Below are 13,167 nucleotides of genomic sequence, written 5' to 3'. Positions count from 1 at the left end.
GTTCACCCGTGACTGTCGTCCTCAGCCAACTCTTCACCGGCATCAGCATCGGCGCGGTGCTGCTCCTCATCGCGCTCGGCCTGTCGCTCACCTTCGGCCAGATGAACGTGATCAACATGGCGCACGGCGAACTGATCATGTTCGGCGCCTACACCGTGTACGTGCTCCAGAAAGTGATCAGCGGGGCCGGGATCTCGCTGCTGGTGGCCCTGCCGGTGGCGTTCGTGATCGCCGGCCTGATGGGTGTGCTGATCGAGGTGCTGCTGATCCGCCGCCTGTACGCGCGCCCGCTGGACACGCTGCTGGTCACCTGGGGCGTCTCGCTGATCCTCCAGCAGGCGGCCCGGGACGTGTTCGGCGCGCCGAACGTGCAGACCCGGGCGCCGGAGCTGCTCACCGGCAGCATCCACCTCACCGACGACCTGGTCGTGTCGAGCAGCCGGCTGTTCATCCTGGTGCTGGCGCTGACCGCGGTGGGCGCGCTCAGTGTCGTCCTGAAAGTGTCTCCGCTCGGCCGGCGCATCCGTGCCGTGGTGCAGAACCGCGACCTGGCCTCGGTCTCCGGCCTGGCCACCGGCCGGGTCGACCGGCTGACCTTCTTCATCGGGTCCGGGCTGGCCGGGATCGCCGGGGTCGCGCTCACCCTGGTCGGCCCGATCGGCCCGACCATGGGCACCAACATCATCGTGAACGCGTTCCTGGTCGTGGTGGTGGGCGGCATCGGCCAGCTCAAGGGCACCGTGATCGTGGCGTTCGCGCTGGGCGTGGTGCAGTCCATGGTGGAGTACACCACCACGGTCAGCGTGGCCAGCGTGATCGTCTTCCTGGTGATCGTCGCCTTCCTCCAGTGGCGCCCGCAGGGTCTGTTCACCCTCCGGACGAGGAGCCTGGCATGACGACGCTTCAGGATCCGCCGGTCACCACCACCCCGCCGGCGCGGAAGCGCGGGGTACCCGCCGTCGCGATCGGTTTCGGTCTCGCGGCCGTCGCGCTGTTCGGGGTCGCGCCCGCGGCGCTCGGCGACTTCCGGCTCGGCCTGCTCGCCAAGTACCTGTGCATCGCGATCGTCGCGGCCGGCATCGGCCTCGCCTGGGGCCGCGGCGGGATGCTCACCCTCGGCCAGGGCGTCTTCTTCGGCCTCGGCGGTTACGCGATGGCCATGCATCTCAAGCTCACCGACGCCGGGCCCGGCCAGCTGCCCGACTTCATGCAGCTGTACGGCCAGCTCAACGCCCTGCCGTGGTGGTGGCGGCCGTTCGCGAACCCGGTGTTCGCGCTGGCCGCGACGGTGCTGCTGCCGATGCTGGTGGCGGCGCTGCTGGGCCTGCTGATCTTCCGGCGCAGGGTCCGCGGCGCCTACTTCGCGATCCTCTCCCAGGCGCTCTGCGCGGCCATGGCGATCTTCCTGATCGGGCAGCAGGGCACCACCGGCGGCACCAACGGTCTCACCGACATCCAGGGCTTCTTCGGCTACGACCTGACCGACCCGGTGAACCGCCGGATGATCTACTTCATCGTGGCCGGGGCGCTGCTGGCCGTGCTCGGCCTGACCTGGCAGCTGATGCGCAGCCGGTACGGCGAGCTGCTGGTCGCGGTCCGGGACGGCGAGGAGCGGGTGCGCTTCCTCGGCTACGACCCGGCGAACGTCAAACTGGTCGCGTACGTCGCGGCGGCCGGCATGGCGGGCCTGGCCGGCGCGCTGTTCGTCCCCGCCGTCGGGATCATCTCGCCGGCCATGATCGGTGTGGTCCCGTCGATAGAGTTCGTGATCGGGGTGGCGGTCGGCGGACGGGCCAGCCTGGTCGGTCCCGCGCTCGGGGCGGTCGCGGTGGCCTGGGCGAAGACGGCGCTCTCCGAGAAACTTCCGTCGGCCTGGACGTACTTCGAGGGTCTGCTCTTCATCCTGCCGATCCTCTTCCTTCCCGGCGGCCTGGCCTCGCTCGTGACATTGCTGCGCCGCCGGCGCCTCAGCAAGAAGGAGGCGGCATGAGCGAACTGGTGGTCAAGGACCTCAAGGTCGTGTTCGACGGGTTCGTCGCGGTCGGCGGCGTCGACCTGACCGTGCCGGCCGGCGACGTCCGGTTCGTGATCGGGCCGAACGGCGCCGGCAAGACCACCCTGATCGACGCGATCACCGGCCTGGCCAGGGCCACCGGCTCGGTCACCTTCGACGGGCAGGAGCTGCTCGGCCGCAAGGTGCACAAGATCGCGCGGCTCGGCGTCGGCCGGACGTTCCAGAACTCCACGGTCTTCGAGGAGCTCACCGTCCTGCAGAACCTGGACATCGCGGCCGGCTGGAGCCGCGGCCCGTTCACCATGCTGCGCCGCCGCTCGTCGGTGCCGCCCGCGGTGCAGCACGCCCTGGAGACGATCCGGCTCACCGAGGTCCGCGACCAGCTCGCCGGCACCCTGCCGCACGGGCAGAAGCAGTGGCTGGAGATCGGCATGCTGCTGGTCCAGAACGCCCGGCTGTTCCTGCTCGACGAGCCGGTCGCCGGGATGAGCCACGAGGAGCGGGACGCCACCGGTGAGCTGCTCGGCGAGCTCAGCAAGAACCACACCGTGGTGGTGATCGAGCACGACATGGACTTCCTGCGGCGGTTCGCCCGGACCGTCACGGTCATGCACGCCGGCCGGGTCCTCTCCGAGGGCACCGTCGCCGAGGTCCAGGCCGACCCCCGGGTGCAAGAGGTCTATCTCGGACACTCCGCTTCGCAGGAGGCGCACGATGCTTCGCTTTGACGACATCCATTGCGGGTACGGGCGCAGCATCGTCCTGCACGGTGTCTCCCTGACCGTCCCCACCGACGGTGTGGCAGCCGTGCTGGGCCACAACGGGGCCGGCAAGAGCACCCTGCTCCGCGCCGCGATCGGCCTGCTCAAGCCGAGGTCGGGGACGATCCTGCTGGACGGCGAGGACGTCACCCGGCTGGCGCCGCACGAGCGGGTGGCGCGCGGGCTGGCCTACGTCCCGCAGGGGCAGCAGAGCTTCCCGCACCTGACCGCGCTGGAGAACCTGCGGCTGATCGCCGACGGCCGCAAGGACGGCAAGGCGGCGATGGCCGAGGCGCTGGACCTGTTCCCGGCGCTCAAGGAACTGCTCGGGCGGCGGGCCGGACTGCTCTCCGGGGGCCAGCGGCAACAGCTGGCCCTGGCCCGGGCGCTGATCACCCGGCCCCGGCTGCTGCTGCTCGACGAGCCGACCGAGGGCATCCAGCCGTCGGTGGTCGCCGAGATCGAGCAGACCATCCTGGACCTGGCCGCCCGCGGCGGCATGTCGGTCCTGCTGGTGGAGCAGCACGTCGGGTTCGCCCTGCGCGCCGCCCAGCACTATTACGTCCTGGAGGCGGGCCGGGTCACCTCCACCGGCGACGGCGGCGCCGGGGCGGAGTCAACGGTCCGCCAGGCCCTGACCGTCTGATCCGGTCACCGCAGCACCCGGGCCCGCCGGCAGATCAGGTCCCAGGTGGCGGCGTGCGGCGGCGCGCCGGCCGGGGCCAGCCGGCGGCCGGAGACGAAGGTGACGTGCGCCCGGCCGGCCAGGAAGCACCAGACCGCCACGTCCTCGTCCGTGCCGAAGTAGTGGCAACTGTCGCTGCGGACCCGGTCGCCGGTCACGAACGGCTCCTGCATCAGCTGCTGGGCCTCGGCCGGCAGGTTGCCGAGGAAACCGCGCACCCCTTCGCTGATCGTCAGCGACGGGGCGGCCGCCTGGTCGTCGGCGACCTCGCCGATCCGGGCGGCGTCGGCGGGGCGCTGCTGGACGTGCGCCTCGGTGAGCGAGTCCGGCACCAGCCGGTGCAGGGTCAGCTCCTGCCTGCCGTGCCGGTCCGGGATCGACGTCACCAGGGCGTCGGTGCCGAGCACCACGGCGTAAGGCTGATCGTTGGCGTCGTGCCGCCAGGCCCACCAGTCGATGGTCGGGCCGGCCGCGGCGCCGATCCGCTGCCGGATGTCGGCGCCGAGCCGCCCCCACCAGTGGTCACGGTCCCCACCGGGGACGAACCCGAACCTGTCCGGCCGGTGCAACGGCACCGCGACCGGCCGGTACGCCTGCGGCGGCTGATCGCTCATCCCCCTGTTGTACCGTCCGACCGGCCTGCTTGGACAGTCCCGGGCTCACCAGGTGAAGGAGCCGGGATAGGTGCGGGCGGCGAGCTCCTTCTGGCCCGCCAGGCTCGGGTGGAAGTAGTCGAGCGGGCTCACCTGCTCGATGCTGAAGCGCAGGTCGTGGACCCGCCCCTGGTCCCAGCGGCACCGGCTGCCGTATTTCGCGCAGGCCTTGCGCAGTTGCTCGTCGTAGGCGTCGATCCGGTCGCGGACCGCGCGGCGCCGGCGGTTGTCGGCGCTCGCCGTGGAGGTCGGGTCGGCCAGCATCGACGGGCAGATGCCCAGGCTCTCCCAGAGCCGGACCGCGCTCGCGTCCTCGCGGCCGACCTGCCACAGCCGGTACAGATCCGGGATGCTGGCGACCAGCACCCGCGCTCTGGGCAGCCCCTTTCTCAGGGTGGCCAGCCCACGGTCCACCCGGGTGCGGAACGTCGCCACCGGGGTCATGTCCTCGACCCGCCCGGCGCAGGCGTCGTTCGCGCCGATCAGCACGGTCACGTACTGCGCCTTCGCGTCCACCGCCCGGACCGCCTGCCCGGCCAGCGCGTCCGACGCCGCCCCGGGCTCGGCGAAGTTGTCCACCCGCCTCTTGATCTTCGGGTTCTCGGCGAGGATCCGCTGGTAGTGACTCTCGACGCCGGCGCCGTCCCCGGCCGCCCAGGAGTTCTTGGCACAGGCCAGGTAGGCCAGGCAACTGCCCACCCCGGCGGTGATCGAGTCGCCCAGCGCCGCCATCGACGCGGGGTACCCGGCCGGGGCGGTCGTCGGCGCCTTCGTCCTGCCCCTGGTCGGCTCCGGCTCCCCGGCCGCCCCCGCGCCACCCTCACACCCCAGCGCGAGGGCTCCGGCGAGTGCCAGCGCGACCACCTGCCGACGGCGTGCCATCACGGTTACCCGGTGCAGGTCAGGGCGGCGACGGCGGACACCGTGACGACGGCGCCGAGGGCCCAGCCGAGCACGACCGCCGGGCGGGCGCGCCGGAAACGGTGCAGCGGGGCCGCGAGAAGGGCACCCAGCGCCAGCACGGTCAGCCCGAGCGAGAAGATCATGGCGCCGGAGCCGTCGCCGCCGACCCAGCTCTCGCCCTCCTCCTGGCTCATCGCGGTCCAGGCGATCAGGAGCAGGGCCGGGAGGGCCAGCATGGTGCGGCCGAAGATGTTGGCCGCGATGACCGGAGGTGTGGCGTCGTCCAGCATCCGCGCAGTCTGACACACGCTCGCCAGGCCGCCGCAAAATCGGTGACAACCGATCGGCGCCGAATCCCGTCGGATAGGGGGAGACGGCGGACACCGGGAGCGGGAGCCCATGCCAGACGGATCGGACAGCGAGTACCTCGCCTACGTGCGCGGGCGCGTCCAGGAGTTGCGCCGGACCGCGTTCCTGCTCAGCGGCGATCGGCACCAGGCCGACGACCTGGTGCAGGAGACCCTGACCAAGCTGTACGCGCGCTGGCCCCGGATCCGCGGGGCGGACAACGTGGACGCTTACACGCACACCATGCTGGTCCGCACGTTTCTCGACGACCGGCGCCGCGGCTGGTGGAAGGTCCGTTTGCTGAACTGGACACCGGAGCCGCCACCGGCCGACGACGGCGCGGCCGAGGACCGGACCGTGCTGCGGGCCGCGCTGGCCAAGCTGCCGCCGCGGCAGCAGGCCGTGCTGGTGCTGCGCTACCTCTGCGACCGGCCGGTCCGTGAGGTCGCCGACCTGTTGCGCTGCTCGGAGGGCACGGTCAAGAGCCAGTCCTCGCACGGCCTGAGCCGGCTCCGGGAACTGCTCGGCCCCCGTTTCCCGCAGACCACCGCCGCCAGTCGGAGCCGAGGATGACGAACGAGAACGAGATGCTCGACGACGAGGGCGCGGTCCGGTTGCTGGCGCCGCTGCGGGGCGAGCCGGACCCGCGGACCGGCGTCGACGTGCCGCGCGCCATGGCGGAGGGGCTGCGCCGCCGCCGGTCGCGCCGCTGGTCCTCCGGGGTGGCGCTGGTGGCGCTCACCTCGGTGACGGCCGGTGGCGGCAGCCTGGCGGCCGCCGCGCTGCGGGACCGGGACGACCCGTCGCCACGGCCGGATCCGACCGTGACCGCGCCGGTGACCGTGACCGCCACCGCGCCGACCGGGCCGGCCGCCTGCGCGGTCGTCCGCCTGCCGACCGGCGGGATCGCGAAGGCGCTGGTCACCGGCGGCGACCCGAGCGGCGCCTACCTGGCCGGGCGGCTGTATCCGGAGAACAGCGCGGCGCGGCGGATCGTGGTCTGGAAGAACGGCGCCATCGAGTACCGGATCGCGTCACCGGGCGCGGACTCCTCGATCGACGATCTCAACAGCGCCGGGGTCGGGGTCGGCAGCGCCTTCGACGGGCAGGGGCGGCAGCACGCGTATTCCTATCGGAACGGCCGGTTCACCGAGATGCGCGGCCGGGACGCGGCGGCCGTGGCGATCAACGAGGCCGGTGTCGTGGTGGGCGCCCTGGGCCCGGCGCCCGACGAGGTCCCGGCCCGGTGGCCGTCGCCGGCGGCCGCCCCGGTGAGACTGCCGCTGCCGGCCGGCGCGACGCGCGGGGACGCGCTCGGCGTCGACGAGGACGGCACGGTGATCGGCCGGATCGGCCCGGCCACCGGCATGGACAGCGGATACCTGTGGTTGCCCGGCGGCGCGGGCCGGGCGATGCCGCCGCCGGTCGTGGACGGCCGGACGGCCACCGCGTTCTGGCCCACGTCGATCAGCAACGGCTGGGTGGCCGGCGACGCGGTTTTCGACAGCGCGCAGACCCGGGACTTCACGCCGATGCGCTACCGGGTCGCCACCGGGACCTACGAGCGGGTGGACAAGCTGTGGCGGGCCGAGCTGATCGCGCCGAACGGCTGGGTGGCCGGGGAGTACCAGGACACTCCGGCCCTGGTCGCCGGGCCGAGGCTGGTCCGGATGCCGGCGTACGACGCGAGGGACGACTACTACATGCTCGTCAGCATCAGCGACGACGGCCGGACGATCGGTGGGTACAGCTCCGGGCCGGGCGTCACCAACACCCCTCTCCTGTGGACCTGCCGCTGAGAGAGGAACGGGGTAACGGGGGACGCCGGCCGGGGCTGCGGCTCCGGCCGGCGTCGCGGCGGGCGGGCTCCTGGCGTACCCAAAAAGGATCTTGATCTTAGGAGACCATGCGCCGGCCAGTGTGCTCGGTGAGTTTGACGGTGCACAGGCCGCCGCGCTCGGCCCGCACCTCGGTGACCGTGAGCCGGGTGCCGGGAGCGAGGATGAACTCCTCCTCGCCGGTGAACGCGGAGAAGCCGCGGATGCCGACCGCGCGGGCCGGGGTGACCTCGAAGAGGGTGCGTTTGCCGCGGCCGCCGAGGAAGGCCTGGGCGACGCTGAGTTTCGAGGTGCAGGACGAGACGCCCCACCAGGTGACCGTCCGGCCGAGCGGGTACTGCGGGCGCAGGTCGAGGGAGACGCCGCGCCAGAGCGGCTCGCGGCGGACCGGCAGGCGGTCGACCGCGGCGAAGAGCAGTCTGAGGTACGGCAGATAGGGCGTGATCCTGCTGCGGTCCGGGTGCCGCAGCGTCGCGTTGATCTGCCGGTAGAAGGCGGACTCGCAGGTGTACAGGAACAGCGCCGCCACCTCGTCGGCGCTCAGCCCGCTCGCGTCGGCCACCTGCTCGCCGAAGCGCTGCGACCGGTCGACGTAGTGGTCGAGGCCGCCCAGCACCTCGGCGGCCGGCGCGACCGCCTTGCGGAAGTCGAGCAGCGGGGTGTCCAGGACACCGCTGATCGCCGGCAGCGACAGACCCTCGTCCTTGACGCTGGCGAGCCGTTCCAGGTAGAGCTGATGCAGCTCCATGGTGGACGTGATGAAGGCGCCCATCCGGTCGGCGTGGTCGGACGCCTGGTTCCACCCGGCGCTGGGCAGCCAGTCGACCGGGTCCATCCCGAGACCCCGCAGGGCGTCGTTGACCACGGCGAAGTGCTCGTTGTCGCAGAAGATGTCGCCCTGGGCAGCCGGGTTCGGGTGGTCGATGTGCCGCACCTCGACCCCGGGATACTTCTTCTCCAGCCGCAGGACCAGGTTCTTGAGGGTACGCGCGTGCGCGCCCCACCACGCGAAGACGACCCCGCGGTCCGCCTCGTCCGTCGCGGACTTGGCGCGCAGGATCTCCTCGACGATCCGTTCCACCACCGGCCGCCAGAACGCGGTGTGCGAGTCGGTGCCCCGCGCGGCGTCGGCGCTCGCGGTCAGCGCCGCGTTGAGCAGCAGCACGCCCTGGGTGAGCATGGCCTGGAACCACTCCGGCGGCTGCACCGTGTCGTGCTTCTTGAGCAGCGCGCGGATGTCGGCGATCGGCGTCTTCTTCGGGATGCCGTACTTCCACATCGCGGCGGCCTTGATGATGCAGCGGATGCTGACCACCCGGCCGAACTGGCTGTCCGCCCAGTCGTGGAAGGTGTTGTCGAACATCGCGATGCCGGTGGCGCTCTCCGGTCGCGGATACGGGTTCTGTCCGAAGACGACGACCTTCCACTTCTCCGGCGGGTTCGGCTTCAGGGCCTGGAAGGTCAGCTCCCGGACCGGCACCACCTGCGGGCCGCGGCCCGGGCCGATGAACGCCTCGGCGCCGGGTTGTGCCTCGATCACCGGCTGGAGCAGCGGCTGCCACGGCTCACCGCCGCCGGCGAAGAGCTCGGTCAGTTTCAGCGGGTCATTCGTCTCCGTCACGCGGCGATGATCGCAGGCCCGCCGCGGCCGATTTCTTGTCGGACCCCGGCGGTAGGTTGCTCCCCGTGACCACGCTGCGCAAGGTAATCCTCGTCGATGTCAACGCCAAGGTGATCGAGGCCTGGAGGTCGGCGTTCGCCGACAACCCGGAGGTCGAGATCCATCAGGGATCGATCCTGACCCAGCAGGCCGACGCCTGGGTCAGCCCGACCAACTCGCACGGCGCGATGAACGGCGGGGTGGACGCGGTGATCAAGCGGCACCTGGGCGCCGGCATCCAGCTGCGGGTGCAGCGGGCGATCCGGGACGGGTTCGGCGAGGCCTTGCCGATCGGCAGCGCCGTCTGCGTGCCCTCGGGCGCGGCCACGCCGAAATTCCTGATCGCCGCGCCCACCATGGAGCAGTCCTCGGAGAACGTGCGGGAGACGCTGAACGTCGCGCTCGCCTGCGCCGCCGCCTTCCAGGCCGTGCACATGCAGAATGCGAAGGCGCCGGGCAGCATCGCGTCGGTCGCGCTGGTCGGGATGGGCGCGGCGACCGGCCGGGTGCCGGCTCAGGTCTGCGCCAACCTGATGTGGGCGGGCTACACGCTGTTCCAGGACTTCTCCTTCGACGACTACGCCGAGCTGCGCGCCACGGTGACCGGCCAGCTCGGCGACATCGAGACCCGGCCGGCGACCGAGCGGGTGCGGATCACGCCGCCGGCCGCCCGGCGATGACCGTCCCCGCCCGCCGGCGGCGTGCCGAGCGGATCGTCACGTCGCTGGCGGCGGTGGTCGCCGCGATCTTCTTCTGGGCGGCGGCACCACCACCCCTGCCGGCCGCCCGGCCGCCGGTCCCGGCACCCGCGACGAGCCCACCGCCGCGGGCCGTCCCGGCGGCGATCCCCGGGCTGACGGTCGCCGGGGTGACCAAGGCGTGGGCAGCCCGGTGGAAAGCGAAACCGGCGGAGGCCACCTGGGGCGATCGGCGGGTGGTCACCCTGACGGTGCCGTTCCCCGGTCACCCCCGCCGGACCCTGGCCCTGGTGCTGTATCGCCTGCCCGGCGACCCGGCCGGGGTGTGGATGCTCAGCTGTGGCCGCGACGAGTGGCAGCCCGAGTCCGACGGTGTGACCGACCCGGCCGCGATGATCGACTATTGCCTGCACGGCGTGGTGAGCACGACGTCGTACCGGGAGATCACCGCCTGGGCGAAACAGGTGCGGCCCTACGACGGGACCGGCCAGCAGGCCCTCGATCGGCACCAGTTCGCCGGCTACACCTTCCAGTCCGTCGGCGGCGGCCTCGCGGTGGACGTGACCGGCGGCACCGGGTACCCGGTGTGATCAGGACGCGGTCACCGCACGGATCTCGGCCAGGCCGACGTTCCGGGTGGTGCCGGAGACGCCGGTGACGGTGAACCGCAGGCTGGTCACCGTCCTCGGGGTGAACCCGACGGTGACCGGGGACCCGTCGTCGGGCAGCGGGCCGACCGGGATCGCGCTGCCGTCGGAGAAGCGCAGGACCGCGCCGGTGACCCGGTCCGACCGGCTCTCCCGGTCGTAAAGGACGACCTGGTCCAGCACCTGCGGCGCGGCCCAGGTCAGGGTCAGCCAGGCGCCGGCGCCCTCGGCGACGGTGACCCAGTCGCCACCGGCGCGCCGCCCGTCGACCGCCCGGGCCGCCACCTCCACGGTGGCCGCGTTGCCCGACGACGCGGCCGGGACGGCCTGCCCGGCCACGTTGCGGCCCGGCCCGGCCGGGGGCGCGACCCGGACGTTGCGGCGCAGGTACGCGCCGTATCCGCCCCGGTCGCACCAGTCGGCGGTCTGGCACACCACCCGGTCGTGCGGGGCGTAGGCGAGGAAGTCGGCGAGCTTGGCCCGGTAGCGGGCGGCGGTCAGGTTCGCCGGCTGCCGGGCGACCGGGTAACCGAGGTGCCCGATGATCCGGTGCGGGGTGCGGTACCACCGCGCGGCCGTGTAGGTGAGGTACGCGACCGTGTGGTGGTCGTCGTGGTCGCCGTCGCCGTACGCGCCCCGGAAGTCCAGGGTGCGGATGACCCGGGGACGGAAGCGGGCGAGGACGGCGGCCAGCACCTCCAGCAGGGCGGCCCGGCTGAAGCGGTAACCGGTGTCCAGCGTGTGCGTGCGGGCGGCCGGGTCCAGCCAGAGCATCTGGAGGGTCTGGTCCGGCCAGCCGCCGACCCGGTCGGGCAGCCGCAGGAAGAGCAGGGTGATCCGGGCGCCGTCCAGGACCGCCCGGTGCACCGGGCGCCCGTCGAGCGCCAGGGTGCCCTCGGTCCACCGGTTCGGGCGGCCGGCCATCCGAGCGTACGCCGCCATCTCCCCCTTCTCCCGGCCGCGCCAGTAGGCCGGGCCGCGGGCCGCGTCGCCGGAGGTGACGTAGAGCGTGGTGACGCAGCGGCCGGCCGCGATGTCGTCGCTGATCTCCGGGTTGAGAAAGAGCAGGTCGTCGTCCTCGTGGGCGACGACCGAGAGGGCGCACCGGCCGGTGGCCGCCGTCGCGGGCGCCGCGAGGCCGGTGACCAGGGTCAGCGTGACTAGGGCGAGCCTGGTCCAGTGCACGGTGCTCCTCTCGTCGCGGTGTCTCTGTGGTACCGCGGCGGCGGCGCCGGGTCGAGCGCCGGATCGGGTGATGTCTGCAAGATTGATTATTGGGTGAATGCGGTTACGTTTCTTTTGCAAGGTCTTGCAGAATGCCGCCGCCGCCCTAGGCTGAGTCCGCCAACCGTCCAAACAGGATGGTTCCGGGTTTTTCAGGAGAGCTATGCGTTCGCTCAGCAAGGTGCTGATCGCCCTGATCGTCGGCTTCGCCGGAGTGCTCGCCGCGATCAGCCCGGCCGCCGCGGCGTCCTCGACGCCCGAGCAGCTCGGCGGCCTCGACCTCGGCGCCTACTGCCGCTCGATCGGTTATGCCGACGCCACGCTGACCGGCTCGACCGCCTACGACTGGCACTGCGCCGGCAGCGACGGCGGCCGGCACGACCTGACCTTCGAGGCGGCCTGCCGCTGGACGTACCACAGCGGCGACGCCGTCGACCGGATCGGGAACTTCACCGACCCCACGTCGGTCCGCTGCTGGCGGGTCACCCCGACGATCCTCACCCCGGCTTTCAACGACTACTGCGTCTCCACCGGCCACAGCGCCTCGACCCTGACCGGCGCCACGGTCTACGACTGGCACTGCGTGAACTACAGCCGGGGCGGCCCGACGTACTTCGACGTGAGCCTGCCGGCCGTCTGCGCGTACACCGCGGGCACCGCCGCGACGGTCGACCGCTTCACCGACTTCCACGACGCCGCCTCCTGGCAGTGCCGGGTCTGACCCGGCGGGGCGGGGCCCGGGATCGCGGGACCACGCGGCCCCGGGCCTGGCCGTACACTCTCGGCTGGTGGAGTTACGCGACATCGAGATCTTCCTGACGCTGGCCGACGAGCTGCATTTCGGGCGTACGGCCGAGCGCCTCCACGTGTCGCAGGCCCGGGTCAGCCAGTCGATCAAGCAGCAGGAGCGCCGGATCGGCGGGGCCCTGTTCGAGCGCACCAGCCGCAGCGTGCGGCTCACCCCGCTGGGCGACGGGCTGCGGGACCGGCTCTCCGCCGGCTACACCGAGATCATGGCCGGGATCGAGGAGGCCACCTCGATCGCCCGGGGGCAGGCCGGCACCCTGACCGTCGGCACCTACGACGCACAGCACCGGTCGATCGCGGCCGTCCTCGACCTGTTCCGGCAACGGCATCCGCAGACCACCCTGCGGTTGCCGGAGGTGCTGCCGATCGACCCGTTCGCCGGGCTGCGCTCCCGCCGGGTCGACGTGGCGGTGCTCTGGCTGCCGGTCCACGAACCCGACCTGGTCGTCGGCCCGGAGTTGTTCACCGAGCCGTTGGTGCTGGCCGTCGCGGCGGACCACCCGCTGGCCGCCCGGGATCGGGTCGTGATGGAGGATCTCGGCGACCACCCGGTGATCTGCCCGGACGGGCCGATCCCGGACTACCTCTGGGCATCGCACACGCCGCCCGTGACGCCGTCCGGCCGGCCGATTCCGCGCGGCATCGCGGTGGCCACCCTGGCCGAGGCCCTGACCGCGATCAGCGGCGGCGGGGTCGTCTCGCCGGTCGGGTCGTACACCGCCGCGGACCGGACCCGTCCGGACGTCACCTTCCTGCCGATCGAGGACGGACCGATCCTGCGGTACGCGCCGGTGTGGCGTAAGGGCGCGGAGACTCCGCTGCTCCGGGCCTTCCTCCGCGCCGTCGGCGACACCCTGGCCCGCCGGCCCGCCGAGTGATCCGCACGCACGAGGGGCCGACGCGAAGGCGTCGGCCCCTCGTGCGTCCCG

General features: G+C 72.5%; 15 protein-coding genes. 10 read left to right on the top strand and 5 right to left on the bottom strand.

Annotated elements, in window-relative coordinates; all coding sequences use genetic code 11:
• Window positions 1–8 precede the first annotated feature (8 nt).
• Genes urtB through urtE form a run of 4 tightly spaced genes read left to right on the top strand, consistent with a single transcriptional unit; the run spans window position 9 to window position 3,421 of the window.
• Window positions 9–896 carry an urea ABC transporter permease subunit UrtB gene (urtB, locus tag Aiant_RS28465; protein ID WP_189334697.1) on the top strand — a complete coding sequence of 296 codons (888 nt, stop codon included), beginning with the start codon at window positions 9–11 and terminating at the stop codon, window positions 894–896.
• A complete protein-coding gene (urtC, locus tag Aiant_RS28460) occupies window positions 893–1,990 on the top strand; it encodes an urea ABC transporter permease subunit UrtC (protein ID WP_189334696.1) in 1,098 nt (365 codons plus the stop codon). Before urtB ends, urtC begins: the two co-directional genes overlap by 4 nt.
• Complete coding sequence (gene urtD / locus Aiant_RS28455; protein ID WP_189334695.1) at window positions 1,987–2,742, top strand: urea ABC transporter ATP-binding protein UrtD; 756 nt, start codon at window positions 1,987–1,989, stop codon at window positions 2,740–2,742. Before urtC ends, urtD begins: the two co-directional genes overlap by 4 nt.
• On the top strand, window positions 2,729–3,421 hold the full coding sequence (gene urtE, locus Aiant_RS28450; protein WP_189334694.1) for an urea ABC transporter ATP-binding subunit UrtE: 693 nt from the start codon (window positions 2,729–2,731) through the stop codon (window positions 3,419–3,421). Before urtD ends, urtE begins: the two co-directional genes overlap by 14 nt.
• Window positions 3,422–3,426: 5 nt before the next feature.
• Here urtE and Aiant_RS28445 read toward each other — a convergent pair whose 3' ends face one another.
• The 3 genes from Aiant_RS28445 to Aiant_RS28435 are packed head-to-tail and all read right to left on the bottom strand — an operon-like array spanning window position 3,427 to window position 5,306.
• The gene (locus Aiant_RS28445; protein ID WP_189334693.1) at window positions 3,427–4,074 is read right to left on the bottom strand and encodes a hypothetical protein; all 648 of its coding nucleotides are present in this window, start codon (window positions 4,072–4,074) and stop codon (window positions 3,427–3,429) included.
• Between the two features lie 45 nt (window positions 4,075–4,119).
• Window positions 4,120–4,995 carry a GDSL-type esterase/lipase family protein gene (locus tag Aiant_RS28440; protein ID WP_189334692.1) on the bottom strand — a complete coding sequence of 292 codons (876 nt, stop codon included), beginning with the start codon at window positions 4,993–4,995 and terminating at the stop codon, window positions 4,120–4,122.
• 5 nt (window positions 4,996–5,000) lie between these two features.
• Window positions 5,001–5,306, bottom strand: coding sequence for a hypothetical protein (locus Aiant_RS28435; protein WP_189334691.1), 306 nt, complete (start codon window positions 5,304–5,306; stop codon window positions 5,001–5,003).
• Between the two features lie 109 nt (window positions 5,307–5,415).
• Between Aiant_RS28435 and Aiant_RS28430 the strand changes: the two genes are divergently transcribed.
• Both Aiant_RS28430 and Aiant_RS28425 read left to right on the top strand, forming a co-directional pair.
• A complete protein-coding gene (locus tag Aiant_RS28430) occupies window positions 5,416–5,937 on the top strand; it encodes a SigE family RNA polymerase sigma factor (RefSeq protein ID WP_189334690.1) in 522 nt (173 codons plus the stop codon).
• Window positions 5,934–7,163, top strand: a complete 1,230-nt coding sequence (locus Aiant_RS28425; protein ID WP_189334689.1) for a hypothetical protein — start codon at window positions 5,934–5,936, stop codon at window positions 7,161–7,163. The genes Aiant_RS28430 and Aiant_RS28425 overlap by 4 nt, the downstream gene beginning before the upstream one ends.
• A gap of 97 nt (window positions 7,164–7,260) precedes the next feature.
• Here Aiant_RS28425 and Aiant_RS28420 read toward each other — a convergent pair whose 3' ends face one another.
• Window positions 7,261–8,823: an ADP-ribosyltransferase domain-containing protein gene (locus tag Aiant_RS28420; RefSeq protein WP_189334688.1), complete on the bottom strand. Its 1,563-nt coding sequence runs from the start codon at window positions 8,821–8,823 to the stop codon at window positions 7,261–7,263.
• A 65-nt stretch (window positions 8,824–8,888) separates the two neighbouring features.
• Between Aiant_RS28420 and Aiant_RS28415 the strand changes: the two genes are divergently transcribed.
• Entirely contained in the window at window positions 8,889–9,542 is a 654-nt protein-coding gene (locus Aiant_RS28415) for a macro domain-containing protein (RefSeq protein WP_212846538.1), read from the top strand.
• Window positions 9,539–10,150, top strand: coding sequence for a hypothetical protein (locus Aiant_RS28410; RefSeq protein ID WP_189334686.1), 612 nt, complete (start codon window positions 9,539–9,541; stop codon window positions 10,148–10,150). The genes Aiant_RS28415 and Aiant_RS28410 overlap by 4 nt, the downstream gene beginning before the upstream one ends.
• Here Aiant_RS28410 and Aiant_RS28405 read toward each other — a convergent pair whose 3' ends face one another.
• A complete protein-coding gene (locus Aiant_RS28405) occupies window positions 10,151–11,392 on the bottom strand; it encodes a DUF7402 domain-containing protein (protein ID WP_189334685.1) in 1,242 nt (413 codons plus the stop codon).
• A gap of 202 nt (window positions 11,393–11,594) precedes the next feature.
• On the opposite strand from Aiant_RS28405, the gene Aiant_RS28400 reads away from it, so the two are divergent.
• A complete protein-coding gene (locus tag Aiant_RS28400) occupies window positions 11,595–12,152 on the top strand; it encodes a hypothetical protein (protein ID WP_189334684.1) in 558 nt (185 codons plus the stop codon).
• A 67-nt stretch (window positions 12,153–12,219) separates the two neighbouring features.
• On the top strand, window positions 12,220–13,116 hold the full coding sequence (locus tag Aiant_RS28395; RefSeq protein ID WP_189334683.1) for a LysR family transcriptional regulator: 897 nt from the start codon (window positions 12,220–12,222) through the stop codon (window positions 13,114–13,116).
• The last annotated feature ends 51 nt before the right edge of the window (window positions 13,117–13,167 follow it).

It is taken from the genome of Actinoplanes ianthinogenes (assembly GCF_018324205.1).
Classification (GTDB): Bacteria; Actinomycetota; Actinomycetes; order Mycobacteriales; family Micromonosporaceae; genus Actinoplanes; species Actinoplanes ianthinogenes.
This window is presented reverse-complemented; position numbering and strand designations above follow the sequence as displayed.

Excerpts from the sequence above, each read along its gene's own strand:
- urtC (WP_189334696.1), top strand. The coding sequence starts at position 893 with ATGACGACGCTTCAGGATCCGCCGGTCACCACCACCCCGCCGGCGCGG.
- urtD (WP_189334695.1), top strand. The coding sequence starts at position 1,987 with ATGAGCGAACTGGTGGTCAAGGACCTCAAGGTCGTGTTCGACGGGTTC.
- urtE (WP_189334694.1), top strand. The coding sequence starts at position 2,729 with ATGCTTCGCTTTGACGACATCCATTGCGGGTACGGGCGCAGCATCGTC.
- Aiant_RS28445 (WP_189334693.1), bottom strand. The coding sequence starts at position 4,074 with ATGAGCGATCAGCCGCCGCAGGCGTACCGGCCGGTCGCGGTGCCGTTG.
- Aiant_RS28440 (WP_189334692.1), bottom strand. The coding sequence starts at position 4,995 with ATGGCACGCCGTCGGCAGGTGGTCGCGCTGGCACTCGCCGGAGCCCTC.
- Aiant_RS28435 (WP_189334691.1), bottom strand. The coding sequence starts at position 5,306 with ATGCTGGACGACGCCACACCTCCGGTCATCGCGGCCAACATCTTCGGC.
- Aiant_RS28430 (WP_189334690.1), top strand. The coding sequence starts at position 5,416 with ATGCCAGACGGATCGGACAGCGAGTACCTCGCCTACGTGCGCGGGCGC.
- Aiant_RS28425 (WP_189334689.1), top strand. The coding sequence starts at position 5,934 with ATGACGAACGAGAACGAGATGCTCGACGACGAGGGCGCGGTCCGGTTG.
- Aiant_RS28410 (WP_189334686.1), top strand. The coding sequence starts at position 9,539 with ATGACCGTCCCCGCCCGCCGGCGGCGTGCCGAGCGGATCGTCACGTCG.
- Aiant_RS28400 (WP_189334684.1), top strand. The coding sequence starts at position 11,595 with ATGCGTTCGCTCAGCAAGGTGCTGATCGCCCTGATCGTCGGCTTCGCC.